Origin of the sequence: Streptosporangium amethystogenes (assembly GCF_000721075.1) — a bacterium.
In the GTDB taxonomy this organism is placed as follows: Bacteria; Actinomycetota; Actinomycetes; order Streptosporangiales; family Streptosporangiaceae; genus Streptosporangium; species Streptosporangium amethystogenes.
In genome coordinates this window covers 17,514-40,451 of the sequence record NZ_JOEQ01000003.1, presented here as the reverse complement: position 1 = coordinate 40,451, position 22,938 = coordinate 17,514, and the positions used below count along the sequence as shown (strand labels likewise).

The window sequence follows — 22,938 nt, the reverse complement described above, 5'->3', positions numbered from 1 at the left end:
TGTGCCGGTCCCCCGGGGCGTCCGGGGCGCGGGCGGCCAGACCTCAGGAGAGCGCCGAAGCCGGCCAGGTCGGACGGCGGTCGATGCGCAGCAGGACGTCGGGGGATCCGAAGCGGCGGTCGATACGGCGGACCGCCTCGGCCCAGTCCGCCATCGAACGCACCGCGGACAACGTCTCCACCACGAAGGGATCGCTCCACCGCTCGACGGTTCGCGGGCATCGCGCCACCCGGTAACCGGCGGACGGGAACGGTCAGTGGACGTCGACCGCGAGCGGGACCTCCAGCCGGGCGCGAAGCTCCTCGACGGAAGTGCCGAACGATTCGAGCACGCGGACGCCGTCGGGGGTGATCTCGAATACGGCGTGGTCGGTGTAGACACGACTGACACAGCCGACACCCGTGAGGGGGTAGGTGCAGGTGGGCACGAGTTTCGGGCTGCCGTCCCTCGCGAAGAGCGTCATCATCACGTAGACCCGCTTGGCGCCGATCGCCAGATCCATCGCGCCGCCGACGGCGGGGATCGAGCCGGGCGCGCCGGTGTCCCAGTTGGCGAGGTCACCGCTCGCCGAGACCTGGAAGGCACCCAGGACGCACACGTCGAGGTGGCCGCCACGCATCATGGCGAAGGAGTCCGCGTGGTGGAAGTACGCGGCTCCAGGCAGCTCGGTGACGGGCACCTTGCCGGCATTGGTGAGATCAGGGTCGATCTCGTCGCCGACAGCCGCGGGGCCCATGCCCAGCATGCCGTTCTCGGTGTGCAGGACGACGCCGATCTCGGCCGGAAGGTGGTCGGCGACCTTGGTGGGCTGGCCGATACCGAGGTTGACGAAACTGCCCGGTTCGATGTCCTGCGCGACCCGGGCCGCGAGCTGGTCGGGATCGAGTGGCATCAGCGGGCTCCCTGCACGGTGTAGTGGCGCGGCTCGACCTGGACCACGCGGTCGACGTAGATGCTCGGGGTGACGACGACCTCCGGGTCGATGTGTCCCGCGTCCACGATCGACGAGACCTGGACGACGGTCGTCGTGGCGGCCGTGGCCATCACCGGGCCGAAGTTCCTGGCGGTCTTGCGGTAGACGAGGTTGCCCAGCGTGTCGGCGGTGTGCGCGGAGATCAGAGCGACATCACCCTTGATCGGGTACTCAAGAACGTAGTCGCGTCCGTCGATCGTGCGGGTTTCCTTGCCCTCGGCGAGCGGCGTGCCGACGCCTGTCGGGCAGTAGAACGCCCCGATGCCCGCCCCGGCCGCCCGCATCCGCTCGGCGAGGTTGCCCTGCGGGACGACCTCCAGCTCGATCTTCCCGCGGCGGTAGAGGTCGTCGAAGACATAGGAGTCGACCTGCCGGGGGAAGGAGCACAGGATCTTCCGCACCTGGCCGGCCTTCAGCAGGGCGGCCAGGCCCACGTCGCCGTTGCCGGCGTTGTTGGACACGACGGTGAGATCGCCCGCGCCGTGCCGGATCAAGGCGTCTATCAGGTCGAACGGCATGCCGGCGAGTCCGAAGCCACCCACCAGCACGGTGTCGCCATCCTTGACGACGCTCACCGCCTCGTCCGGCGATGCGAAGATCTGCGCTTTGCTCACGCTGCTCCTCCCGTGACGTTCTCAAGGACCACGGCGAGCGCCTGGCCCACACCGGTGCGGATGGCGGCGACGCCGTACCGCTCGCCTCCCGCGACCATAGCCTTCTGCCGCCCGGCCATCCGGCCGACATCGCGGTTGTCCTCGCCGGCCTGGTTCGCGCGACCCCACACGATCTCGCCGATCCGGGCCGGCGCCGGCGCCTTCGCGAGCACACCGGTGATCGCGGTCGCCGCGAGGTCGTCGGGACGGACACCGGCGAGCGCGCCGTTGAACCGGCCGAAGGGCGTGCGGGCCGACGCGTAGATGAATGCCATGTTCGGCTATCTGTTCTCCACCGCGGCGCGCTTCGTGAACGGCAGCACGAGCCGGGACCGGTGGGCGGCGTCGCGATAGATCTTGTGGGTGACGGGGCGACCCACCGGCAGGTGGAACGCGTCCGGCGGCAGCAGGGCGTTGTGCTCGTCGGCCAGCGGTTCGTCGTTGGACAGCTCCGCGACCAGCCTGTGGCCGGGCAGGAACGTCGCCGCGAACGGGTAGACGCGCAGCACGTACTCCTCGATCCTCCCCGGCTCGACCGGCACCGCGCGGGTGTGCGGGTGGTGGGGGTCGCCCTCCGTGGTGCGCTCCTCGTCGAGCTCACGGTGCGAGGCCTTGAGGTAGGCGGTCGTGACGAGCTGACGCCTGCCGTTCGGGGCCTCGTCCCACACGCGCAGGATGAGATTCGTGTCGGGCTGGTCGATCTCCACGAAGATGTGCGCGGCACCCTGACCGATCATCTCGGTGGGCTCGTCGAACGGAACCGTACTCCAGCTCAGCCTCTCCACCTTGTCGGTCACCGTCAGCGGCGCCTGGTAGAAGCCGTCGGGGGCGGCGTACTCGGCGCCCATGGGCTCGGGCTCGAAGGAGAGCCCGCGGCGCGGGCGGAGGTAGAGCGACCTGTACTCCACGTCCTTCGGCGGCCACTGCGCGCCGGTGACGTTCTCGCGGGTGCCCTCGACGAAGACGGTGACGGCGGGCTCGTCCATGACGCCGTTGTCGATGCCCTTGAGCCAGTACTCGTACCAGCGGAACATCTTGTCGTGCTCCTCGATGAAGGGGCGCGACTGCATCGGCGGGTAGGGGCCGATGTCGAGCTTCTTCGGGCCCTTCAGCGAGTCGTAGAGCTCGATGGTGCCGTCCATCGTCCAGCCGCGGCCCTGGTCGATCTGGAGCCAGACCGGGATGTCGATGTCGGGCGCGAGCGTGACCGGGTTGCGCTCCTCGTACCACTCGCCGTCGACCTCGTTCATCACGATGTCGAACCAGGCCTCGTGGTTCTTCGGGTAGTTCAGCACGTGGACCAGGTTCGGCCAGGCGGCCACGTCCGGGTCCTGGAGCCGCCTGGCGACGCGCTCCCTGATCTCCTCCGGGGAGTAGGTCTCGAGCATGCGGGACTTGACGCCGTCGGTGAAGGCCCAGCCGGAGTCGCCACCGCGGCCCTCGCGGGCGGCGCGCGGCATGAACCACATGACGCCGCCGTGGTAGGTGGTCTCGTAGAAGTCGTAGTGGCCGCCGCTGACGAAGATCGCCTTGAGGCTGGGCGGCCGCTCGGCCGCCGCCAGCACCTGCATCGAGCCGAAGTAGGAAATGCCGATCATGCCGACGTTGCCGTCGCACCACGGCTGCGCCGCGACCCACTCGATGAAGTCGTACGCGTCCTGGCCGAGTGAGACACCACCGGCGTTGTAGTTGCCGATGTGCTCGCCCTCGGAGGCGCCGTAGCCGCGCAGGTCGCCGATGACGTGGACGTAGTCCTCCTTGACGACGCGCGCGATGTCGCCCGCCTCGACGCAGCCGTCCCACATCGGGCTGGGGCGCCGCTGCGGCGGCGTGGTGAGCGCGAGGGCCTGCAGTTCCTTGCCGTACGGGCTGAGCGCCACGAGCGCCGGACGCGGCTTGTCGTCGACCCCCTGGTAGGCGTCGGCGGCCAGCGCGACGCCGTCGCGCATCGGCACGCGGAGGTCCTTACGGACAGCGATCTTGTCCTGGCCCGCCTGGATGGTCTGGAAGTCAGCCATGGATACGAAGTTCCTCTGTCACGTGTTCTGGTTGAAGTGCGTGCGGTAGCCGTGCATCGACGTGAAGAACGACGACGGTTCAAGGGCGGGGTCGGCGGTGTAGCCGACCTTTCGGGCCACGGGGGCGAAGGGGGAGTACGCCGAGTCCGTCTCCTTCAGGCCCGCGCACAGGCAGTCGTGGGCCGCCTTGCCGACCCGGTCCTCGATGTCGAGGCTCTCCCGGAGCGCCTCCTCGGCCTGCTCGGCGTCGAGTTCGACGCCGTACGGTGTGCCGTCGGTGCGGCGGTAGGGGTGGCCGAGGTAGAGGTGTCGCGGACGGATCTCGTCGCGCAGGTACGCGAGGCTCGCGCGGTAGGCGGCCGGGTCCTCGAAGCCCGGGAAGCCGCCTGCGGCCCCGTGCACCTGGACCGCGTCGCCGACGAAGACGGAGCGCCGGCCGTCGATGACGTAGGCGACCGACCCCGGCGTGTGGCCGGGGATCGAGTGGACGGAGACGGTGACGTCACCGCCGAGCGAGATCGTCTCGCCCCCCTTGACGAGCATGGTCGGCTCCATCTCGCCGGAGATGACCGCGTCGGCCGCGGCCGTCACCTTCGCCTCGCCCTCGGCGTCGTTCAGGTATCGCCCCCGCCCGGTGAGGTACTCGTCCACGTGGGCCCGGCGCGAGCGCAGCATCGGCGCGTCGGCCTCGTGGATCACGACCTGCGCGCGCCTGCCGGTGAGCTCCCACAGGGCGTGGGCCCCGCCGACGTGGTCGATGTGGCCGTGGGTCAGCAGGATCCAGCGCACGTCCTCGATCCTGCGGCCGATGGCCCTGAGCGCGGGGGCCATGCCCTCGGCGGGGGAGGAGGCGATGCCGGTGTCGACGATGGCCGGCTCCGGCGCGTCGATGAAGAAGCTGTAGAGACCGAACCGGCCCCACGGCGAGACCAGGGGATGGACTTTCATTGCGGACATGGCTCTCCTTCGTAAGCTCCGCGGGGCGGCGCGGGTCAGTGCGCGAGGAAGTCGCGGGTCTCCGCGTAGGCCCGGTGGTACTCCGGGATCCAGGAGAAGTGCTGCACGAACCCGTGCCCCGCGCCGGCGTACCGGCTGACGGTCGCGTCCACGCCGGCCTCCTTCAGCTTCCGGCCGTAGAGCTCGCCCTCGTCCCGCAGCGGGTCGAGCTCGCCGGTGACGATCAGTGCCGGCGGCAGCCCGGTGAGGTCCGCCCGCCTGATCGGGGAGACGCGGGGGTCGGCCGGGTCGGCGCCGCTGTCGAGGTAGAAGGCGTTGAACGGCTTCAGCCCGGCCGTCTCCAGCCCGTAGCCGACGGCGTTCTCCCGCAGCGACGGGTAGCGGTCGACGTCGAAGTCCAGGTCGAGCGACGGGTAGAACATCACCTGGTGGGTGATCCGGCGGAAGCCGTCGTCGTGCGCCATGCCGGCGACCGCGGCGACGAACGTGCCGCCGGAGCTGTCACCGGCGATGGCCAGCGTCGTGCCGTTCCAGCCCAGGGTCTCGCCGTTCTCGGCGGCCCATCGGACCGCGGCGTAGCAGTCGTTGAGACCGGCCGGGAAGGCGTGCTCGGGCGCCAGCCGGTAGCCGACGGAGACGACCTTGAGCCCGGTCTCCCTGGCCAGGGAGCGCGCGATGTGGTCGTGCGTCTCAAGGCTGCCGAGGAAGAACGCGCCGCCGTGGAAATAGACCAGTACGCCGTACGCGTCGGCCTCGACCGGCGTGTAGACCCGCATCGGGACCTCGCCGGCGGCGGTCTGTGCGGTGAGGTCCTCGACGGAGTGGAGCGGCAGGCGGTCGGCCACGGGCGGAACCTGGGACTCCTCGCCGGCGCGCATCGCCTCCGGGTTCAGCGGACCGGGAGGCGGCGCCGACAGTCCGGCGAGAGCCTGGGCGATGTCGGGGTGTAGCGGCATGATGTCAGACCCCCTGCGGCTGCTGGGACGCGGGCTTCTGACCCGGGAAGACGTCGTTGACCTCGTCCTCGGTCCAGCCCTGGCGCGAGATCCGCTGCAGCTCGTCGGTCACCGGCTTGCGGGTGGCCTGGTAGAGCGCCAGCGCCTCCTTGACGGAGTCGGCCTCGGCGAGGGCGTCGGCCAGGGCACCGGCGTCCAGGATCGCCGAGTTCGCGCCCTGGCCCTGGTGGTGCAGCATCGAGTGGGCCGCGTCGCCCACGAGGACGACGGAGTCCGAGTGCCAGGTGTCTACCGGGTCGATGTCGTAGACCGCGCGGCAGTTGACGGCGTTCAGGTCGAGGTCGCGAGTGATGTTCACGATCCGCTCGTCGAAACCCTCGACGGTCTTCAGCAGGTCGTCCTTGGTGACCTTCGGGGCCCAGCTGCCGTCCGGACACAGGGCGGTGATGTCGAACGAGACCTGGTCGCGGTGGCGCAGCGGCAGGAAGTAGACCTTCGTGCCCCGGCCGATGTACATCCGGAGGTTGTCGTCGACGGCCATCCCGTGGGCGTCGTCGACGGAGATCACCGCGCGGTAGGCGTGCTCGCCGGAGAACACCGGCTGGTTGTCGCCGAACAGCTGCTCGCGCACGACCGACTTGATGCCGTCGGCACCGACCACCAGGTCGGCGGTGACCGACGTGCCGTTGGCGAAGGTCAACGTCGCCGCCTCACCCTCGTCCTTGATGCTCTCCAGCTTGTGACCGAGGTGCACCATGCCCTCGGGGAGCACACCCAGGAGGGCCTCGATGAAGTCCCCGCGGTGGATCAGGTGGGTCTTCTCGCCGAAGGTGTCGATCTCCGGCCACGCCTCCTTCATGATCGGATCGGCTGTGCCGGTGAGGATCTCGAAGTAGTCGCTCGGTGAGCTCACCTTCGCGATCGCGTCGAAGATGCCCCACTGGCGGAACCGGTCCATGGTGGACGGCCGCAGGCCGATGCCGGCGCCGACCTCGCGGATCTGGCTCGCCTGCTCGTAGACGTCGACGGTGGCGCCGAGGAGGCTCAGGGCCTTGGCCGCGGCAGCGCCGCCGTATCCCGCGCCGATGACGGCGATGTTCAGATTCTTCAGGTCTGCGGACTGCATGGTTCTGGTCCTTGTCAGTTCTTGATGGAAAGGAAGTCGGCGGGGTTGTCGACGAAGATCGTCTTGATGGCGGCCTCGTCGAGACCGGCGGAGCGGAGGTCCGGGATGAGGTCGGTGAAGATGTAGTTGACGGTGTGGCCCTTCACGCCCGGCCAGCCCAGCGGGCTGCAGTTGGCGTCTGCCGAGGCGAGCACCTGCTTGATGCGACCCCCGCTGATGAACCGGAGGAAGTGGTCCAGGCGCTCCTTGCGCGGACGGGCCCAGAACGGCGGGTCCTCAAGCTCGGTCTCGTAGCCGAAGGTGTCGAAGCCGATCCGGCCTCCCTGGTCGGCGATCCAGGTGTCGCGGGTCTTGTCGGCGTTGACACCGTCGTCGACGTGCCCGAAGAGCACACGGTCGAGGGGGAGGCCCTCCTCGTTGAAGATCGCGATCGCGTTCTCGGCGTCGATGGCCAGGTGGGTCAGGATGCCGACCCCGGTGGCCTTGGATGCGCGGGCGGCCGCGCGATAGATGCGCTTGTCGAGGTCGGTCATCCGGCCGCCCCGGCTGACGCCGACCTTGATGATGCCGGCCTTGCCGCCGGTGTCGCCGATGCCGACGGTGATCTCGTGGATGAAGTGCTCGGCCAGGTATGCCACGCTCGCCCGGGCGAAGAACGGCAGCGCGGTGTCGCCGCCGACAAAGCCGGTGCTCGCCACGATGTGCACGCCGGTCTTCGCGGACAGCGACCGGTAATAGTCGACGTCTCGGCCGTTGCAGATGCCGGTCGCGTCGACGAACGTGCCGCCGCCGTACTCATGGAACCGGCGCAGCTTCGGGACGGTCTCCTCGTACTGCTGCTCGGGGGTCTTCCACCACTTCGTGTCCAGCTCGGAGCCCGGCATGCCGTACCCGATGTGCTCGTGGACGGCGACGAGGCCCAGTTCCTCGGTCGGGACCGGCCCCAGGACGGTGTTCACTCTCGACACGGCACTCACCTTTTAGCGAAAAACTTGATGGTCTTGGGCTGACGCGCGCTCAGCGCACCGACAGCAGGTCGCGCGGGTTGTCCACGAGGATCCGCCGGACGTCCTCGTCGCTGAGGCCCTGCGCCGTCAGGAGGGGGACGAACGTGGTCAGGACGGAGCTGTAGCGCACGTCGCCTGCCGGGTGGCCCTTGGCGACCCCGGTCGCGTTGCTCGAAAGCAGGACCCGGTCGCCGTGGCCGGCCTCGATCAGCTCGGCGACCAGGGCGGCGCGCTCGGCGTCGGTGACGTGGGCGTCGTCCTCGGTGCCCACATGGTCGAGGGCGACGTAGGCGCCGCGGGCCGCGACCTTGAGCGGCGCGCCGGCCGCGACGGCGTCCCCGCGGTCGAGCCCGCCGACAACGACGCGGTCGGCCGGCAGCTTCTCGTCCAGGACGACCTCGAGGTCGCGCACGGCGTCGTTCCCGTAGCGGATGGACACCGCGACACCGGTGGTCAGGGCGGCGCGGGCCGCACCGCGGAACAGGCTCTCGTCGGTCGCGGTCATGCCCGCGAGGGTCGCGGCGGTGGCCACGAGGCCCGCGGCGCCCCGCCGCTCGACGCGGGGGACCACCATGCCCTCGGTGACCTCCTTGGCGAAGAGGTCGGCGAACTTCTCGGCCGGCCATGGCGTCGGAGGGTTGGTCTGCGGCGTCAGGAAGTAGCCGCCGAGCATCTCCTCGGGGCCCTGGCCCGTCGACGCGACGATGTGCACGCCGGTCGTGCGCGAGAGGGCCTCGTACAGCCGTACATCGCGCCCGTGGAACATGCCGGTGCTGTCGACGATCGTTCCGCCGCCGTGCCTGCGGAAGTCGTTCAGCTTCTCGGCCAGGATCTCGAAGATCTCGGCACGGTCGAGGGTGACGTCGAACGCGTACTCCGCTCCCGGAACCACCGACAGCAGAGCCTCGTGAACCGAGACGACCCCCAGCTCCTGTGCTGGAACGGGGCCGAGGACGGTGTTGACGGCAGTCTGGGCACCCAACGCTGCCCCTCCTTTCAGTCTCGGCGAGTGACCGCGGTCACGTCGCGAAGTGAATCGTGTTACGTAGATTTTACATCGTGTCAATCAATTATCCAATGGGTAAACTGGATAATCTATCCGTACAGAACAGGTCGAGGTCCCCGGGAAGCAGGGACCTCGACGCGGTCCGGCGGCTCTCAGGTCACTCGGCGGGGACGAGTTCCTCGTCGCTCAGCGGCTCCTCGACGTCGGCGCGCTTCGAGCCGAAGAGTCCGAACAGCGTCAGAGCCGCGGCGGCGGCGGCGCAGAGGGCGGCGACCAGGAATGCGAGGCTGTAGGCGTTGCCGAGCGATTCGAGCGCGAGCGCGCGGAGGCTCTCCGGCATCGGCACCGATGGCATGTCCGGACCCGCACCGGGCACGACCGGCATCGAGTTGATCGCCATGGCGCCACCCCCATGCGCGATGCCCCCGGCGATGTCGGTGTACGGCGGTTCGAGCCCGGACTCACCGATCGCCCTGCCGAAACCGGTGTTCAGGTCACTGTTCGCCCCGCTGACCGCGAACGCGGCGATGAGCACCGGACCGAGAGCGAAGCCGAAGTCGCGGAGCAGGTTGGTGGTGGCACTGGCCATGCCCGCGAGCCGCAGCGGGACGGCGTTGATCGCAACGGCCGTGATCGAGCCGACGGTGAGCGCGAAGCCGACACCGAGGGCCAGCATCGGACCGATGAACCGTGTCCAGTTCATGTCGTGGACGTCGAACGTCGAGCACCAGACACCGCTGACGGCGATGAGGGCGAAACCGACGGTGAGCACCCAGCGGGGCGAGAAGTTCCTGATCAGGTGGGAGACGGCCGTCATCAGCACGAAGGCCGGGCCCTGGATGAACAGGAACAGCACGCCGATCTTCAGAGCGCTCTGGTGCTGGATCGCGCCGAGCCAGATGCTCATCGAATAGCAGATCGCGAGGAACGCGAACATGCCGACCACCGTGGCGATCGCGACGATCGCGTAGGAACGGTTGGCGAAGATGTTGAGGTGCAGCAGCGGGACGTCGGCCCGCGACTCGATGACGACGAAGGCGCCGAGGAGCACGAGGCCCGCGACGAAGGCGCCGATGATCTCGGGGCGGGCGAAGCCGGCTTCGGAGCCCTGCGTGGCGGCGAAGAGGATGGCGATCAGGCCGAGGGCCAGCGTGACCTGGCCGGGGATGTCCAGCTTGCGCCCCTCCGGCGCCGAGGAGTCGGCGGCGAACCGGGTGATGATGATCGAGACGACCGCCGCCGCGATCACCACGATGTACGACGTTCGCCAGTTGCCCTCCGCGGCCAGCCACCCGCCCATCAGCGGGGAGATCGCCGCACCGATCGAGAGGAAGCCGGCCCAGACGGCGATGGCCTTGGTACGGGCCTCCTGTGACGGGCTGACCGCGGCCAGCATGGCGAGCGAGATCGGGTAGAGGATCGCGGCGCCGAGACCCGCGACGACCTGCCCGATCCACAGGATCTGGACCGTCTCTGCGACGCAGCTGACGAGCGAGCCGGCAACGGTCAGCAGAGCACCGACCTGCAGCAGCCGCCTGCGACCGAACAGGTCACCGATCGCGCCGGTGGTCAGCTCGAAGACGACCATGGGGATGGCGAAGGCGGCCGTGATCCAGGCCAGTTCGGCACCGGTGGTCTGGAACTCCTGCTGGAAGGTGCCATTGAGCGCGCCGGGCAGCGAGTACGCCACTTGCGCGAGGAGTACGGCAAAGCAGCCGGCGACCACCGTGGCGGTGTAGCCCTGCTTGCGCGCAGCGGTCTGCGTCATTGCGATTTCTTCCTTGTCGATGGGCCGGACGATCGGCTCCGGCCGCTCGGGATCGGCCACCCGAGGCGAGCACGACCACCTGTTAAACGTGCAAGGTGTCATATAACTTGACACTGCATCAAGAGTCTGAGCAATACGTATTAAGAACGATCAGCAAGGGCGGAACGCAGTCGTCGTGCTCTATGCTGGCGGCATGGCTACGCTTCGTGCGGCACAGAAGGAGATGACGAGAAAGCTCCTGCTCGACGCCGGCCTGGACCTGTTCGGGTCGAAGGGCTACGCGACGACGACGGTCGACGACATCGCGTCGGTGGCGGGGACGACGCGGGTGACCTTCTACGCGTACTTTCCCTCCAAGGTCGATCTGATGAAGGCCCTCATCTCCGAGCGGCTCAACGCCGCGCTCGACCGGCTCCCCTCCGCCGAGCACGGATCGACCGAGCGTGAGCTGGTCGCCGTGGTCGAGGACGGCTCGCGAGAGCGGATCCGCAGGTGGCTCGCGTCGACCTCGGAACGATGGGATGTGATTCGTCCCTACACCACGGCCGCCTTCGAGGCCGCGGCCGTCGACCCCGAGATCCGCACCCTCCTCGACGAGTGGCTGAACGAGGCCATCGGTGACATCAAGGAGGGGCTCGACCGTGCCGACCGGTTCCCGGCCGGCACCCGCCACTTTCGCGGCGTCATCGCCATCACCGAGCTCGACCACGTCGCGCGCCACTGGAAACCGGGGACCTGGGGCGTCGGGCGCGACGAGATGCTGGACGTCCTCACCGAGAGCTGGTTCGGCTCGATCGGGCGCCACTGAGCGCTTTCGACTGGCTCGGCGCGGAGTTCGTCGGGTCGGATGGCTGCTTGGCATTACCACACGCAGCGCTCCTGGGTAGACCGCGATTTGTCCCCGATGCTCGCCACGTCACCTCTTTTGAGACAGGACACCGGCATCTGGTACGGCTACAGGACGCGGCGCTCGACGCAGTGCTCACTCGATGGGTGATCGCTGGTAGGGCCTGCCGTACCCGGCATTCGAGGGATGGCAGGCGTGATCCAGAACGGTGGCGCGCAGGAGACTTCAGGGATAAGCGATTTCGTTCTGGAAGCCTCTCATGACCGCAGTCACCCACTCCCGCGCTCCCCATCGTGTACACCTCCGCCGTCCTCTGGATCGGTGCGGTCGCCGCAGGGGCCTTTGAGACCCTGCTGGCCGTCATCGGCATGTTCTCCGATGGTTCGGCCACGGCGGGGGTACTGATCTCGGGTGTCGGGCTCCGGCTCGTAGTGTTCGGGACAGCGATTTTCCTGGCATTGCGACTCCGGCAGGGCCGTAACTGGGCGCGTTAGGCCCTGGCCGTGCTCCTCGGGGTGTTCGGGCTGCTGTCGATGGCCGTCGAGCCCGTGCAGTGGCTGCTAGCGGGACACTCGATCGTCGAGGCCGTCTCCGGAGCCGATGCCATGGAACTGCTGTTCGACGCCAGCCGGTTGGCTCACGTGCTGGCCGTGCTCGCCGCCATGGTGTTGATGTTCCAGCCGAAGGCCAATGGCTACTTCCGGTCTGCCTGAACCAATGGCGCCGCGGTGTCGGTATTCATGGCATCGAGGACCGACTGGGCACCCCGTGGCGATCGTCGTGCTGCATGGTGCGGGGCTGTGGCCAGGTGCCAGCCTTATGACCGGTCGACGCATCCCGGCTGCACGCGGCACACCGGCTCGGGGGAGTCCAACGATGAACGGGGGCTCAAGCACCGTGACGAGAAAGCCACCCGGACGGTGCCGATCTCCTCGGAGCTGGTGGTCATCCTGCGTGAGCACATCGGGCGGTACGGGGTTGCCGGGGATGGCCGGCTGTTTCGGACCTGGACCGGTCAGACCTTCCCCGGCTCCACGGTCTCGATGGTCTGGAAGCAAGCCTGGTCGTACGCCTTCACGCCTGATCAGGTCGCCTCACCGCCGGCGCGCAGGCCGTATGACCTGTGGCATGCGGCGGTCTGGCTCTGGTTGAACGCGGGGGTCCATGTACCGGAGGTGGCGGGGAGTGGAGTGGATGTGCTTCTCAAGGTCTACGCCAAGTGCATCGACGGCCAGCATGAGGTGGCCAACAAGCCGATCTTGGAAGTGCTCACGGCGTGACATTCTCAACAGCAGGACACGAAGGACTCCGGGTAGCCCTCGGGGTCCTTCGTCGTGTCGGCCACCGTGGCCCTGGAACCGCTCCGCGAGCTTCCGAAACCTCTGAACTGACCTGGGAAAACAGCGGCGGTCCCATTCCGCGTATATTCCGGGACTCCTGGCAGACGGCCGCATCTGACTGCATCCGGCTGCATGGGCGGAGAAAGATCGCCAGGAACGTAGGCCCAGGTCAGGGCCTACGTTCCTGTTCGCGAGCGGTAGGGCGCCTGGGACTCGAACCCAGAACCTACGGATTAAAAGTCCGCAGCTCTAACCATTGAGCTAACGCCCCGCAGGTGACAGCGTACCGAGGATAGTGTCCACTAACGTCCGTCGCCAGGCCTATTCGCGGTCACCTGTTTGCGGAACGGCAGGTGGAGGGTGGGAACGGCTCCTAGAGTGGCGGACATGACGAGCTCGGGGCTTGAGCCCGCCCGCAGCGCACATGTCTCCACGCGGCAAGGGTATGTCGTGGTCGACGTGGAGACCACCGGTTTCTCGCCCTCCAGGGGCGACCGGATCTGCGAGATAGCGCTCATCTCGCTGAACGCCCAGGGCGAGACCGTCGACGAGTGGCACTCGCTGGTCGATCCGAGGCGCGGCACCGGGGCCGTGCACGTCCACGGCATCACCGGCGCGATGGTCGCGGGCGCGCCGATGATCGAGGAGTTGCTGGACGAGGTCTGGCAGCGGATCGCCGGCCGGGTCCTGGTGGCCCACAACGCCTCCTTCGACCTGCGCTTCCTGGAGCACCTGCCCGGAAGCGAGTGGGTGACCGAGACCCTGTGCACGCAACGGCTGGCGCGCGACTTCATCCCCGGCGGCAGGTGGACGCTCGCCGCCTGCTGCGAGCGTGCGGGTATCCCGCTCCTCGGGGCCCACGCCGCGCTGGCCGACGCCCGCGCCACCGCCGAACTGCTCCGGTTCTACCTGCGCACCGGAGTCTCCTGGGCGGAGAAGCTCGAACGGGCGGCCCAGGCCCCCGAGTGGCGCCCCTGCGGCCTGCCCCAGCGCCACCCCCGCCGGAGGTAGCCCGAGCAGACCGGACACGGGCGGAGCGTGCGTCAAGGCCCTGCGGGCTACCGCAGCGTCACCCTCGCCGAAGGTGACCCGAGCGCCAGGGCCCTGACACGTCCCGGAAACGTCAGCGGTAGGCGGGGATGCCGGTCAGCGCCTCACCGAGCACGAGCGTGTGGATCTCCTGGGTGCCCTCGTAGGTCAGCACGCTCTCCAGGTTGTTCATGTGCCGGATCACCGGATACTCCAGCGTGATGCCGTTGCCGCCCAGGATGGAGCGTGCCTGGCGGGCGATGTCCAGGGCGGCGCGGACGTTGGCGAGCTTGCCGAAGCTGACCTGGCGGGGGGTGAGGGCCCCCGCGTCCTTGAGGCGGCCCAGATGGAGCGCGGTGAGCTGTGCCTGCCCCAACCCGACGTACATCCAGGCGAGCTTCTCCTGGGTCAGCTGGAAGCCGCCGATGGGCCTGCCGAACTGGATACGGGAGGTGGAGTAGTCGACCGCGGACTCCAGGCAGGCGCGGGCCGCCCCCACCACGCCCCACAGAATGCCGAAGCGCGCCTCGGACAGGCAGGACAGCGGGCCCTTCAGGCCGCGCACCCCGGGAAGTACGGCGGAGGCGGGCAGGCGGACGTCGTCGAAGTAGAGCGACGAGGTCACCGAGGCACGCAGGGACATCTTCCGGTGGATCTCCGGGGCGGTGAAGCCAGGGGTGTCCGTGGGCACCACGAAGCCGCGGACGCCGTCCTCGGTCTGCGCCCAGACCACGGCCACGTCGGCGATCGAGCCGTTGGTGATCCACATCTTGGCGCCGTTGAGTATCCAGTCGCCCGAGGGGTCCAGCTTGGCGTGGGTGCGCATGCCGGCCGGGTCGGAGCCGTGGTCGGGCTCGGTCAGGCCGAAGCAGCCGATCGCCTCACCCGCGGCCATCCGGGGCAGCCACTCGTCCTGCTGCTCGGCGGAGCCGTACTTCCAGATCGGGAACATCGCGAGCGAGCCCTGCACGGAGACGAACGACCGCAGCCCGGAGTCCCCCGCCTCCAGCTCGCGGCAGGCCACCCCGTACGAGACGGCGTCGAGGCCCGCGCAGCCGTACCCCTGGAGGTGCATGCCCAGCACGCCGAGCGAGCCGAGCACCGGGGCGAGCTCGCGGGCGGGAAAGGTGGCCTCCTCGAACCAGTCGCCGATACGGGGGAGCACCCGGTCCGCGACGAAGTCCCGCACGGTGTCGCGGATGAGCCGCTGCTCCTCGGAGAGCGTGTCGTCGATACGCAGGAGGTCGTCCATGGGTTTTCCTCTCTGTTCGGCCCTGTCAGGGTATTGCCGGGACGAGCAGGGGGGATGTCAGGGTTGTGCCAGGGGAAGTCCCGATGTGATGAGGACCCGACACGGGGCAGTCTTAATACATGAACGAAAACGACTTCTCCGGCGTCAAGCAGCTCCGCAGAACCAGGGACGGGCGCATCATCGCCGGTGTGGCCTCCGGCCTCGGCCGCTACACCGGGGTGGACCCCAACATCATCCGCGCGGCCCTCGCCATCGCCACCTTCTTCGGTGGTCTCGGAGTGGCGATCTACGCGATCGGCTGGGTGCTCCTGCCCGAGGAGAGCAAGGACAGGTCGGTCCTCCAGGACCTGATCGACAAGAACAAGGACAACCCGATCTGGGTGGACGCCAAGACCAAGGCCGAGCAGGGCTGGGCCAAGGCCACCAGCCAGCACCGCGCCCCGCACCAGCAGGCCCCCGAGTATCCCCCCTACCAGGCTCCCCAGCCCCCTTCGGCCCCGTACGGCACGGTGCCGCCGCGTAGCGACGACCCCCGCACCCAGGGGTGAGTCAGGAGTTCGCCCCGGTGCGAACCCTCTCGATGATCTCCCTGCGGGATCCCCTCCAGAGCACGGCCAGCGCGGCCGCCACGGCGAGTCCGGTCGCGCCGGCCAGTGCCACCACCATCTCGGGGCCGAGATGGTCGGCCGCGGCCCCGCCTACCAGGATCCCGACGCCCTGGGAGGCCAGCAGGCCCGACTGGACCAGCCCGAATGCCTGTCCCCGCCGCTCGGCGGGGACGCACTGCACGAACGCGGCATTGGCCGCGAGCTGGTAGGCCCCGCCCAGTCCCGAGGCGAACCAGAGCAGCAGCACCACGGGCAGCGGCGGCCGCGCCGCGCACAGGATCAGCGGCGCGCAGGTCAGCATCGCCATCCAGCCCATCGACCGCAGCCGGTTCGACGGGCTGACGTAGCGGCTGAACAGGAACGCGCCGACGACGGTACCGGTGGGCATGGCCCCCATCAGCAGACCGGTGACCAGGGAGAGGTGCTGGGGGTTTCCGGTCAGCTCATCGGCGTACGGGGCCGCGATCCCCTCGGGGAGCACGTAGAAGCCGCAGAGCCAGGCGAAGAGCACCAGCGTTCGTAGCCGGGGGTCGCCGAAGACCAGCCTGGCGCCGGCGCGGGTCATCGTCCACATCGAGGGCCGGTTCTCGTCGGCGGGGATGGGGGCGGGACGCCGCCGTACGCCCGAGACGATGATGAGCGCGGAGGCCAGGTAGGTCGCCGCGTCCAGGGCCAGCGCGCGGTACGGCCCCATTCCCATGATCAGGAAACCGCCGGCGGCGAAGCCGAGCATCTGCGCGCCCTGGTTGGTCATGTTCTGCAGGGCGGAGCCCGCGACGTAGCGGTCGCCCGTGAGCAACTCCGGCAGGAGCGCCGCCCGCGCCGCCGAGAACGGCGCGCTGAGCAGCACCACGCAGAAGACCAGCACGCACAGCATGGCGAACGAGGCGCCGGGGATCGCCATAAGCGCGACCAGGAGGGCCCTGAGCACGTCACAGACGAGCATGATGCGCCGTCGGGCGTGGCGATCGGCGAGTCCCGCGAGGAGCGGCCCGCCGATGATCGGTGGCAGGTAGGTCAGGGCATAGACCGACGCCGTGGCCAGGGGCGAGTCCGTCCGCTCGAAGACCAGGACGGACAGCGCCACCCGGGAGAGCTGGTCGCCGAGCAGGGAGAGCCCCTGGCCGATCCAGAGCGCGCGGAACTCGCCGATGGCGATGACCTCGCCGTAGGTCGCTTGGCGTTCCGCCGGACGGCGGTGCCGCCCGGGTAGTCGGCCGGACTTGGTCGCCGCCATAGGACTCCGCTGAGCTCGCAGGCACACTGACTGTGGGTGTTCACTGTGTAACCTACGGTGCCTGCTGTAGGGCCGACGCGCAACCGAAAGCAATCAAGCGCATGCAAACCGTGATGATAAGCTGTGATATTTCAGGAACGGTGGTTTTGATGTGTTGTACGGGGCTAGTTACCAGCCCAGCTCGTGCAGCCGGTCATCGTCTATGCCGAAATGGTGGGCGATTTCGTGGACTACCGTTATCTGCACTTCTTCGATGACCTGCTCCTCGGTCTCGCAGATCGAACAGATCGGCCTGCGGTAGATCTCGATCCGGTCGGGTAGCACTCCTGCGTACCAGTCGCCACGTTCGGTCAGGGGAATGCCGGTGTAAAGACCCAGAAGATCTGGTTCGGGCGGGTCGTCGACGACGACGAGCACCACATTGTCCATCACTTTCGTCAGCTCGGGGGGGATGGTGTCCAGAGCCTCGGCCACAAGCTCCTCAAACTTCTCCCGCGAGATCTCGATCACACCTGTCATTCTGCCCCGGCGCTCCCGGGGCGAGGTGGAGGCCCATGAAATTCGCTGATTGGACCCAGAGGACCCGCCGGCTCGCCACCGGTCGCGCGGGCAGGCGGATCGCCCGCGGCACGGCCGTCGTGGCCGTCGCACTGGCGGGTGCGTGGCTCGGCATCATGCTCGGCGGGGCCGTACGGTCCAATGTCGGCCCGGTGGAGCTCGGCCTGTCCGCTGAGCCCTCGTGGACCGGGGAGACCGTGTTGGATGCTCACCCTTTCGGCACACTTCTGTTCGACACGCACAACGCCCCGGTCGGCCTCCGGGTGACCCTGGAGAACATCAACCCCGACCGGGCGCGCGGGTTCCTGGACGACCCGAGGTTCTCCGCGGACCGGCTCCCCGCGCTCCTGGAGGAGGAGCTGGGCAACGGGGTCAGGACGCTGATCGTGCGCGCCGCCTTCTGCGGCCTGGCGGGCGCCCTGGTCGCGTCCCTGATCGTCTTCCGTCGCCCGGGACCCGCCCTCGCGGGCACACTGGCCGTCGTCGTCGCGATCGCCGGCACGGGCACCGCTGTCGCGCTGACCTTCCGGCCGGACTCCGTGGTGGAGCCCAAGTACACCGGCCTGCTGGCCAACGCGCCGACGCTGGTCGGTGACGCCGAGTCGATCGTGACCAGGTTCGAGTCCTACCGGGTCCAGCTCGCCAAGCTCGTCAACAACGTCTCCCAGCTCTACGACGTCGTCTCCGCGCTGCCGGTCTACGACGCCGACCCCACCTCGATCCGGATACTGCACGTCTCCGACATCCACCTCAGCCCCATCGCCTGGAACCTCATCCGCTCGATCACCACCCAGTTCAAGATCGACGCGATCATCGACACCGGCGACCTGACCGACCACGGCACCGGCCCCGAGGACAAGTTCGTCGAGGAGATCGGCACATTCGGTGTCCCGTACGTCTTCGTCAGGGGCAACCACGACTCCATGACCACCCAGCGGGCCGTACGCAGGCAGAAGGGCGCGGTCGTCCTCGACGACTCGGCCAAGACCGTGGCGGGGCTGCGCGTCTACGGCCTGGGCGACCCCAGGTTCACCCCCGACAAGTCCGTCTCCGTCGACTCCAACCTCGAATCCCTCGACGCGCTGGGCCGCTCCCACGCGGCCAGGCTGGCCCGGCTCCCCAAGCAGGTCGACCTGATCGCCGTCCACGACCCGACGGTCGCCAAGGGGTTCTCCGGCGCGGCACCGATGATCCTCACCGGCCACTCGCACGAGCGATCCACCGAACTGCTGCCCTCCGGCAGTCGCCTCCTGGTCCAGGGATCCACCGGCGGTGCCGGTCTGCGAGCCCTCGAACACGACGAGCCCACCCCCGTCGAGGCCTCGGTCCTGTACTTCGACGCCGACACACACCGCCTGAGGGCCTGGGACGACATCACCCTGGGAGGGCTCGGTGAGCAGTCGGTTCAGATCCAGCGTCACGTTGAGACCGAGCCTGGCCGTACAATTTCTCCTGTGCCGACGATCGCTCCGTCTCCAACGGGGTCCATCACCGTCACACCGACGCCGTAGGCCGGAAAGCCGCTTTGGCAACGGGGCAAAAGTCCCCTATGCTTCAGAGGTCTCCAGCGGAGCACGGCGAAGGAACGGGACGCGAGTCCCGAGCCCCCATCGTCTAGTGGCCTAGGACACCGCCCTTTCAAGGCGGCGACACGGGTTCGAATCCCGTTGGGGGCACCGGCAGAGCCAAGGCTCGCCAGGGAAACGGAAGGTCGAAGACCTCCGAAGAACTGGTAGGCTGGCAAAGCCAGAAAGGCCGGGGACAAAAGCCCCAGCCAAGCAAGGTCCTGTAGAGCAGTTTGGAGTGCTCGCCACCCTGTCAAGGTGGAGGTCGCGGGTTCAAGTCCCGTCAGGACCGCTCAGGTAGGTGTTCGATCCACCACCAAGGTCAGGTAGCTCAGTCGGTACGAGCGTCCGCCTGAAAAGCGGAAGGTCGGCGGTTCGACCCCGCCCCTGACCACACTGATTGAGCAGGGAAAACGCCCCGAGCCGATTACGGCCCGGGGCTTTTTGATGTCCGGTGACAGCAACACTGACAGCAACGTCCCGGCGGAACGTGGGCCAGCTTCTATCGAAGTTTGTAATGCCTCAAACGAGGAGCCCCGGTGATGCGGGTAAGCGGTAGCGCTTACCCGAGGTCATGGACCGAATCGACTGGGTGCTGCGGAGTGAGTTCAGCACTGCGAGCGAGGCGGTTGACAGTGCAGGGGCACTGAGATCTCAAGCCCGTGTGCGAGTTCGGGTAAGCGGTGACGCTTACCCTGATCCGGGACCAGGACGACTCGCTCGCCGCGAGGCCGAACTGGCCCGGGGGTTGCCCGTTCAATCTCACTTGTAAAGTGAGATCACCGTCGCGATCACGGTAGCCAACCCTGCGAGCAGAGTGACCATCGCTGTGACAGCATCAAGATCCGGCAACCACCGTGTCCACACATTGTGGGGTTTTTTCCGATGGCGGGCCACCGACATTACCTCCTCACTCCCGTCATTCTTCAGGTGACGGACATCCCGACACCTGCGAGTGACGAAGAGGAAGCGGTTCCCACTTTGTGTGCACTTGGCCTCATCGTAAGTGAGTCGGCTTTGATCTGGCGCCACATCAGCGACTTCTATTGACAGTTGCCGCTAAAGAGCTTGAGAACGACAAGACGCCCCGGCCAAAGCCGAGGCGTCGGAGTAGGGCTCCTGTTCTAGGCGAGCGCGTCGCCGAGTTTGCCGAGGGCGTTGCGCTTGTCGTCGAGGGTGACATGGGCGTAGATGGTCATGGTCACCTCGATGTCGCTGTGGCCGACGATGTCTCGGACGACCTGGGGCGGGACGCCGAGGTTGAGTAGCAGGGTCACGCAGGTGTGGCGGAGGTCGTGAAAGCGCATGTCCCCGAGGCCGGCGGCCTTGCGAATCGCTCCCCAGCTTCGCCGGAGGTTGTCCGGCTCCATGGGCGTTCCACGCCGAGACGGGAAGACGAGGCCGTGTTCCTCCCAGTCGTCCCAGCGGTCGGAGCGTTCGGCGAACTGCTGCTTGCGATGCGCCCGGAGCGCTTCCACGCAGATCGAGGGAAGCGGGACAGTCCGCTCGGAGTCATTGGTCTTGGGCCGGACGAACTGGAGACGACCCCCGACTCGCTGGAGGGTCTGGATCACTTCGAGTTTCGCGCCGTCGAGGTCGATGTCCACCCAGCGCAGCCCGAGGAGCTCCCCGCGCCGCAGGCCGAGGCAGAGCGCCAGGACGTAGAGCGCCGACAGCCGATGCTCGTGAGCAGCCTTGAGAACCGCACGCGACTGAGGCACGGTCAGACCGCGATTGACCTTGTACTTGGGAACCGGGACCTTGACGAGCTTGGCCGCGTTGCGCGGGATGATCTCCTCTCGTACCGCGGACTCCAGGGCGTTGCGGAGTACGGCGTGCACGGACTGAACCATGCGGGTCGACAGCCGGGACTCGCAGCACTCGCTGTCCTTGAGCGCGCAGCAGACGGGGATCTCACGGGAGGCGTCCCAACCATGCTTGCAGCACTGGCACTCGGTACGGGTTCGGGTGATGAACAGCCGGACCTCCTGGGCGTTGAGCTTGTTCAGCCGTCGCTTGCCCAGGCCGGGAACCAGGTGCAGCCGGACGACGCTCTCGTAGCCCTGGTAGGTCTTGGGGCGCCGCTCCTCGCGGACGATGTACTTGAGCCAGTAGTTCAGGTAGTCGCCGACCGTCCAGTTCTCCGAGGAGACGGGGATGCCCTCGTCGGAGTTCTTGAGAAGCTCGGTCAGCTTCTTCCGCGCATCTTCCTGGGACCGGGCCGAGCCCTGCACGCGCTTGACGGCTCCACCCGTGGTGGGCACGAAGGCGGCGTAGCCGTACCGGCCGTCCTTCCGGGGCCAGATGCTCCCCTCACCGTTGGAGCGCTTCCGCATGCGGCGCTTGCTCTGCCGCTTCGGCCCTTCCTCGGGCGTGCCGAGTGCTGTCCTGGTCATCACGCCGCCTCCATCAGGTTGTGGATGCACTCGGTCACCGCGTCGACCGGGATGAGACGGCGACGGCGGATCTTCAGGCTTCGGATCTCGTTCGAGCGGATCAGGCAGTAGAGGGTCCACCGGCTTACCCGGAGGCGGGCGGCGGCCTCGTCGACGGTCAGGAGTTGCTCGTCATCCATGCGCGGCCTCCGGCGGGAATGCGGGGGGAAGCAGATCGGTGCCGCTCAAGGCGGCGGCGAGGAGCCGTTCACCGGCCGACAGGCCCTGTCCGGCGTAGTCCCAGTGGGAGGTGACGAGTACGGTGTCCTCCTCGAAGAGGGGGAGTCGGCCGGTGCTGACGGCCTCGTCGCGCATGTGGTCGGCCCGTTCGGCGCGAAGGTCGCCGAGGGTGGTGGAGTAGCGCCGTGATTTCGTGGAGAAGTGGCCGCGGAAGCCGAGCATGTGAGCCCACTGCACGAGCCGGAATTCGGTCAGCTCGTCGAGCACGCCCAAGCGCAGGCACTCGGCGATGAGTCGTCGGGGGTGGTCGCGGATCGGCAGGGCGGTCAAGTCGTCGAGGAGGTTGATGCGCCGGTCCAGAGTGCCGACGCACTCGGCGGCCTTGGTGGCGTATTTGGCGATGTAGGCGGCGACGGCCTGTTCGGAGAGGTCGCCGTTCATGGTGATCTGTCGGACGTCGAGCTGAGCACCCCACCGGAAGACCCGCGTGGGCTCACCGGGGACCTTCGGCACGGTCACCGCGACCGCCGAGGCGGCATGTCGTACGGCATCCGCCATCAGGTCGGCCGTTGCCCAGGCCGGGGGAGCCGTGACCGGTCCCTCCGAGCCGTCGAGGCGGATCACGGCATGGAAGTGGACGACCCCGCGCCGCTGGTACTCGGCCACCTTGGCGAAGGAGATGACGGCCTGTTCCCGTAGCTCCCGCTGGGTCAGTCCGGCGTTCTTGGCGATGCGTCGGCGCAGGGCCTCGGTGAAGCGTCGCCACAGTTCCGGGGACATCGCGTTGAACAGCACCGAGCCCGCGTAGTCGTAACACTCCGGGCACAGCGGTTCACCGAGGCACGGTTCGTCGGCCCCGTGCCGAGTGGTGCAGGACATGACCCGCCCGTGCGGGCAGGTCTCGGCGTCGCGGCGGGCGTGACACGGCAGGACCTTGCCGTTCTTCTCCCGTCGTACGTGCACCGGCCCGAAGGACGGCGCGGTGAGCGTGACGAACAGGCAGGGGTGCGCGCTCACCGAGGCCGGGACGCCCTTGCCGCCGACCAGGCCCGCGCGCACCAGTTGGTAGGTGTCGGCCCGGTAGGTCTCGGCGCAGGACGGGCAGCGGGTCGCGCGGCGGGTCTTGCAGGCCACCCGCAGTACGCCGTCCGGTTCCAGGTTGGTGCTGTAGCGGTGCAGGAGTGTGCCGGTCGCGCGGTCCCAGTGTTCGACCTTTCCGCGCAGGTGGATCGGCTGTCGGCAGCCGCCGGTCCGGCGGATCTGGGAGGCCCAGCGTTCGTAGTGGGGATCGCGGAGCCGGGAGATCATTCCAGCTACCGCGTGTGGATCGGTCAGGGTGGGCAAGATAGGTTCCGTCCTGTGCAGAGTGATCTGTGAGGGATGGCCCCCGGCGTGGCGCGGAACTTGGCGGTTGTGTGGCCAC

The 22,938-nt window shown here is 68.3% G+C and carries 24 protein-coding genes and 4 tRNA genes; 10 read left to right on the top strand and 18 right to left on the bottom strand.

Annotated features, from left to right (window positions below; translation table 11 throughout):
* Positions 1 to 43: 43 nt before the first annotated feature.
* The 11 genes from IG98_RS50095 to IG98_RS0103345 form a co-directional block, all read right to left on the bottom strand.
* A complete protein-coding gene (locus tag IG98_RS50095) occupies positions 44 to 184 on the bottom strand; it encodes a hypothetical protein (protein WP_157594128.1) in 141 nt (46 codons plus the stop codon).
* Positions 185 to 253: 69 nt separating this feature from the next.
* Positions 254 to 892, bottom strand: a complete 639-nt coding sequence (locus tag IG98_RS0103390; RefSeq protein ID WP_037969284.1) for a 3-oxoacid CoA-transferase subunit B — start codon at positions 890 to 892, stop codon at positions 254 to 256.
* Positions 892 to 1,587 carry a 3-oxoacid CoA-transferase subunit A gene (locus IG98_RS0103385; protein WP_030905211.1) on the bottom strand — a complete coding sequence of 232 codons (696 nt, stop codon included), beginning with the start codon at positions 1,585 to 1,587 and terminating at the stop codon, positions 892 to 894. The genes IG98_RS0103390 and IG98_RS0103385 overlap by 1 nt, the downstream gene beginning before the upstream one ends.
* Positions 1,584 to 1,901, bottom strand: coding sequence for a thiolase family protein (locus IG98_RS0103380; RefSeq protein WP_030905208.1), 318 nt, complete (start codon positions 1,899 to 1,901; stop codon positions 1,584 to 1,586). The genes IG98_RS0103385 and IG98_RS0103380 overlap by 4 nt, the downstream gene beginning before the upstream one ends.
* A 6-nt stretch (positions 1,902 to 1,907) precedes the next feature.
* Positions 1,908 to 3,644 carry a CocE/NonD family hydrolase gene (locus IG98_RS0103375; RefSeq protein WP_030905205.1) on the bottom strand — a complete coding sequence of 579 codons (1,737 nt, stop codon included), beginning with the start codon at positions 3,642 to 3,644 and terminating at the stop codon, positions 1,908 to 1,910.
* 18 nt (positions 3,645 to 3,662) lie between these two features.
* Positions 3,663 to 4,601, bottom strand: a complete 939-nt coding sequence (locus tag IG98_RS0103370; protein ID WP_030905202.1) for an MBL fold metallo-hydrolase — start codon at positions 4,599 to 4,601, stop codon at positions 3,663 to 3,665.
* A gap of 35 nt (positions 4,602 to 4,636) precedes the next feature.
* Positions 4,637 to 5,557 carry an alpha/beta hydrolase gene (locus IG98_RS0103365; protein WP_030905200.1) on the bottom strand — a complete coding sequence of 307 codons (921 nt, stop codon included), beginning with the start codon at positions 5,555 to 5,557 and terminating at the stop codon, positions 4,637 to 4,639.
* Between the two features lie 4 nt (positions 5,558 to 5,561).
* On the bottom strand, positions 5,562 to 6,683 hold the full coding sequence (locus tag IG98_RS0103360) for an FAD-dependent monooxygenase (protein WP_030905197.1): 1,122 nt from the start codon (positions 6,681 to 6,683) through the stop codon (positions 5,562 to 5,564).
* Between the two features lie 14 nt (positions 6,684 to 6,697).
* Positions 6,698 to 7,651, bottom strand: a complete 954-nt coding sequence (locus tag IG98_RS0103355; RefSeq protein ID WP_030905195.1) for a phosphotriesterase family protein — start codon at positions 7,649 to 7,651, stop codon at positions 6,698 to 6,700.
* 49 nt (positions 7,652 to 7,700) lie between these two features.
* Complete coding sequence (locus IG98_RS0103350; RefSeq protein WP_030905194.1) at positions 7,701 to 8,672, bottom strand: phosphotriesterase family protein; 972 nt, start codon at positions 8,670 to 8,672, stop codon at positions 7,701 to 7,703.
* A gap of 181 nt (positions 8,673 to 8,853) precedes the next feature.
* Complete coding sequence (locus IG98_RS0103345) at positions 8,854 to 10,464, bottom strand: MFS transporter (protein WP_030905193.1); 1,611 nt, start codon at positions 10,462 to 10,464, stop codon at positions 8,854 to 8,856.
* 193 nt (positions 10,465 to 10,657) lie between these two features.
* Between IG98_RS0103345 and IG98_RS0103340 the strand changes: the two genes are divergently transcribed.
* The 4 genes from IG98_RS0103340 (at position 10,658) to IG98_RS0103330 (ending at position 12,591) form a co-directional block, all read left to right on the top strand.
* Positions 10,658 to 11,272, top strand: a complete 615-nt coding sequence (locus IG98_RS0103340; RefSeq protein ID WP_030905192.1) for a TetR/AcrR family transcriptional regulator — start codon at positions 10,658 to 10,660, stop codon at positions 11,270 to 11,272.
* Between the two features lie 332 nt (positions 11,273 to 11,604).
* On the top strand, positions 11,605 to 11,805 hold the full coding sequence (locus tag IG98_RS46530; protein WP_051751457.1) for a hypothetical protein: 201 nt from the start codon (positions 11,605 to 11,607) through the stop codon (positions 11,803 to 11,805).
* A gap of 21 nt (positions 11,806 to 11,826) precedes the next feature.
* On the top strand, positions 11,827 to 12,024 hold the full coding sequence (locus IG98_RS46525; RefSeq protein ID WP_157594127.1) for a hypothetical protein: 198 nt from the start codon (positions 11,827 to 11,829) through the stop codon (positions 12,022 to 12,024).
* An 87-nt stretch (positions 12,025 to 12,111) separates the two neighbouring features.
* Positions 12,112 to 12,591 (top strand): hypothetical protein, encoded by a 480-nt coding sequence (locus IG98_RS0103330; protein ID WP_051751453.1) that lies wholly within the window; start codon positions 12,112 to 12,114, stop codon positions 12,589 to 12,591.
* A 258-nt stretch (positions 12,592 to 12,849) separates the two neighbouring features.
* On the opposite strand, the gene IG98_RS0103325 is transcribed toward IG98_RS0103330, so the two are convergent.
* Positions 12,850 to 12,922 (bottom strand) — tRNA-Lys (locus IG98_RS0103325).
* A 116-nt stretch (positions 12,923 to 13,038) separates the two neighbouring features.
* Here IG98_RS0103325 and IG98_RS0103320 point away from each other — a divergent pair.
* Entirely contained in the window at positions 13,039 to 13,662 is a 624-nt protein-coding gene (locus IG98_RS0103320; protein ID WP_157594126.1) for a 3'-5' exonuclease, read from the top strand.
* Between the two features lie 112 nt (positions 13,663 to 13,774).
* On the opposite strand, the gene IG98_RS0103315 is transcribed toward IG98_RS0103320, so the two are convergent.
* Positions 13,775 to 14,932, bottom strand: a complete 1,158-nt coding sequence (locus tag IG98_RS0103315) for an acyl-CoA dehydrogenase family protein (protein ID WP_030905188.1) — start codon at positions 14,930 to 14,932, stop codon at positions 13,775 to 13,777.
* 119 nt (positions 14,933 to 15,051) lie between these two features.
* Between IG98_RS0103315 and IG98_RS0103310 the strand changes: the two genes are divergently transcribed.
* Positions 15,052 to 15,480 carry a PspC domain-containing protein gene (locus IG98_RS0103310; protein WP_063766162.1) on the top strand — a complete coding sequence of 143 codons (429 nt, stop codon included), beginning with the start codon at positions 15,052 to 15,054 and terminating at the stop codon, positions 15,478 to 15,480.
* A 1-nt stretch (position 15,481) separates the two neighbouring features.
* On the opposite strand, the gene IG98_RS0103305 is transcribed toward IG98_RS0103310, so the two are convergent.
* Both IG98_RS0103305 and IG98_RS0103300 read right to left on the bottom strand, forming a co-directional pair.
* The gene (locus IG98_RS0103305; protein WP_030905182.1) at positions 15,482 to 16,777 is read right to left on the bottom strand and encodes an MFS transporter; all 1,296 of its coding nucleotides are present in this window, start codon (positions 16,775 to 16,777) and stop codon (positions 15,482 to 15,484) included.
* A 168-nt stretch (positions 16,778 to 16,945) separates the two neighbouring features.
* Positions 16,946 to 17,296 carry a metallopeptidase family protein gene (locus IG98_RS0103300; RefSeq protein ID WP_211263868.1) on the bottom strand — a complete coding sequence of 117 codons (351 nt, stop codon included), beginning with the start codon at positions 17,294 to 17,296 and terminating at the stop codon, positions 16,946 to 16,948.
* Positions 17,297 to 17,331: 35 nt separating this feature from the next.
* Between IG98_RS0103300 and IG98_RS0103295 the strand changes: the two genes are divergently transcribed.
* The 4 genes from IG98_RS0103295 to IG98_RS0103280 all read left to right on the top strand — a co-directional run bounded on the left by IG98_RS0103295 (position 17,332) and on the right by IG98_RS0103280 (position 19,294).
* Positions 17,332 to 18,846: a metallophosphoesterase family protein gene (locus tag IG98_RS0103295; RefSeq protein WP_030905176.1), complete on the top strand. Its 1,515-nt coding sequence runs from the start codon at positions 17,332 to 17,334 to the stop codon at positions 18,844 to 18,846.
* A 92-nt stretch (positions 18,847 to 18,938) separates the two neighbouring features.
* Positions 18,939 to 19,011, top strand: a tRNA-Glu gene (locus tag IG98_RS0103290).
* A 106-nt stretch (positions 19,012 to 19,117) separates the two neighbouring features.
* Positions 19,118 to 19,192 (top strand) — tRNA-Asp (locus IG98_RS0103285).
* Positions 19,193 to 19,220: 28 nt separating this feature from the next.
* A tRNA-Phe gene (locus IG98_RS0103280) sits at positions 19,221 to 19,294 on the top strand.
* Between the two features lie 730 nt (positions 19,295 to 20,024).
* Here IG98_RS0103280 and IG98_RS0103275 read toward each other — a convergent pair.
* The 3 genes from IG98_RS0103275 to IG98_RS0103265 are packed head-to-tail and all read right to left on the bottom strand — an operon-like array spanning position 20,025 to position 22,823.
* The gene (locus IG98_RS0103275) at positions 20,025 to 21,296 is read right to left on the bottom strand and encodes a tyrosine-type recombinase/integrase (protein ID WP_211263867.1); all 1,272 of its coding nucleotides are present in this window, start codon (positions 21,294 to 21,296) and stop codon (positions 20,025 to 20,027) included.
* Positions 21,296 to 21,475: an excisionase family DNA-binding protein gene (locus tag IG98_RS0103270; protein ID WP_030905170.1), complete on the bottom strand. Its 180-nt coding sequence runs from the start codon at positions 21,473 to 21,475 to the stop codon at positions 21,296 to 21,298. The genes IG98_RS0103275 and IG98_RS0103270 overlap by 1 nt, the downstream gene beginning before the upstream one ends.
* Entirely contained in the window at positions 21,468 to 22,823 is a 1,356-nt protein-coding gene (locus IG98_RS0103265; protein ID WP_084195101.1) for a replication initiator, read from the bottom strand. Before IG98_RS0103265 ends, IG98_RS0103270 begins: the two co-directional genes overlap by 8 nt.
* Positions 22,824 to 22,938 lie beyond the last annotated feature (115 nt).

Bases quoted from the DNA above. Each gene is read 5' to 3' on its own strand.
- IG98_RS0103370 (WP_030905202.1), bottom strand. From the start codon at position 4,601: ATGTCCGCAATGAAAGTCCATCCCCTGGTCTCGCCGTGGGGCCGGTTC.
- IG98_RS0103305 (WP_030905182.1), bottom strand. From the start codon at position 16,777: ATGGCGGCGACCAAGTCCGGCCGACTACCCGGGCGGCACCGCCGTCCG.
- IG98_RS0103340 (WP_030905192.1), top strand. From the start codon at position 10,658: ATGGCTACGCTTCGTGCGGCACAGAAGGAGATGACGAGAAAGCTCCTG.
- IG98_RS0103360 (WP_030905197.1), bottom strand. From the start codon at position 6,683: ATGCAGTCCGCAGACCTGAAGAATCTGAACATCGCCGTCATCGGCGCG.
- IG98_RS0103300 (WP_211263868.1), bottom strand. From the start codon at position 17,296: ATGACAGGTGTGATCGAGATCTCGCGGGAGAAGTTTGAGGAGCTTGTG.
- IG98_RS0103380 (WP_030905208.1), bottom strand. From the start codon at position 1,901: ATGGCATTCATCTACGCGTCGGCCCGCACGCCCTTCGGCCGGTTCAAC.
- IG98_RS0103365 (WP_030905200.1), bottom strand. From the start codon at position 5,557: ATGCCGCTACACCCCGACATCGCCCAGGCTCTCGCCGGACTGTCGGCG.
- IG98_RS0103320 (WP_157594126.1), top strand. From the start codon at position 13,039: ATGACGAGCTCGGGGCTTGAGCCCGCCCGCAGCGCACATGTCTCCACG.
- IG98_RS0103345 (WP_030905193.1), bottom strand. From the start codon at position 10,464: ATGACGCAGACCGCTGCGCGCAAGCAGGGCTACACCGCCACGGTGGTC.
- IG98_RS0103275 (WP_211263867.1), bottom strand. From the start codon at position 21,296: ATGACCAGGACAGCACTCGGCACGCCCGAGGAAGGGCCGAAGCGGCAG.
- IG98_RS0103270 (WP_030905170.1), bottom strand. From the start codon at position 21,475: ATGGATGACGAGCAACTCCTGACCGTCGACGAGGCCGCCGCCCGCCTC.
- IG98_RS0103310 (WP_063766162.1), top strand. From the start codon at position 15,052: ATGAACGAAAACGACTTCTCCGGCGTCAAGCAGCTCCGCAGAACCAGG.
- IG98_RS0103315 (WP_030905188.1), bottom strand. From the start codon at position 14,932: ATGGACGACCTCCTGCGTATCGACGACACGCTCTCCGAGGAGCAGCGG.
- IG98_RS0103375 (WP_030905205.1), bottom strand. From the start codon at position 3,644: ATGGCTGACTTCCAGACCATCCAGGCGGGCCAGGACAAGATCGCTGTC.
- IG98_RS0103390 (WP_037969284.1), bottom strand. From the start codon at position 892: ATGCCACTCGATCCCGACCAGCTCGCGGCCCGGGTCGCGCAGGACATC.
- IG98_RS0103295 (WP_030905176.1), top strand. From the start codon at position 17,332: ATGAAATTCGCTGATTGGACCCAGAGGACCCGCCGGCTCGCCACCGGT.
- IG98_RS0103265 (WP_084195101.1), bottom strand. From the start codon at position 22,823: ATGATCTCCCGGCTCCGCGATCCCCACTACGAACGCTGGGCCTCCCAG.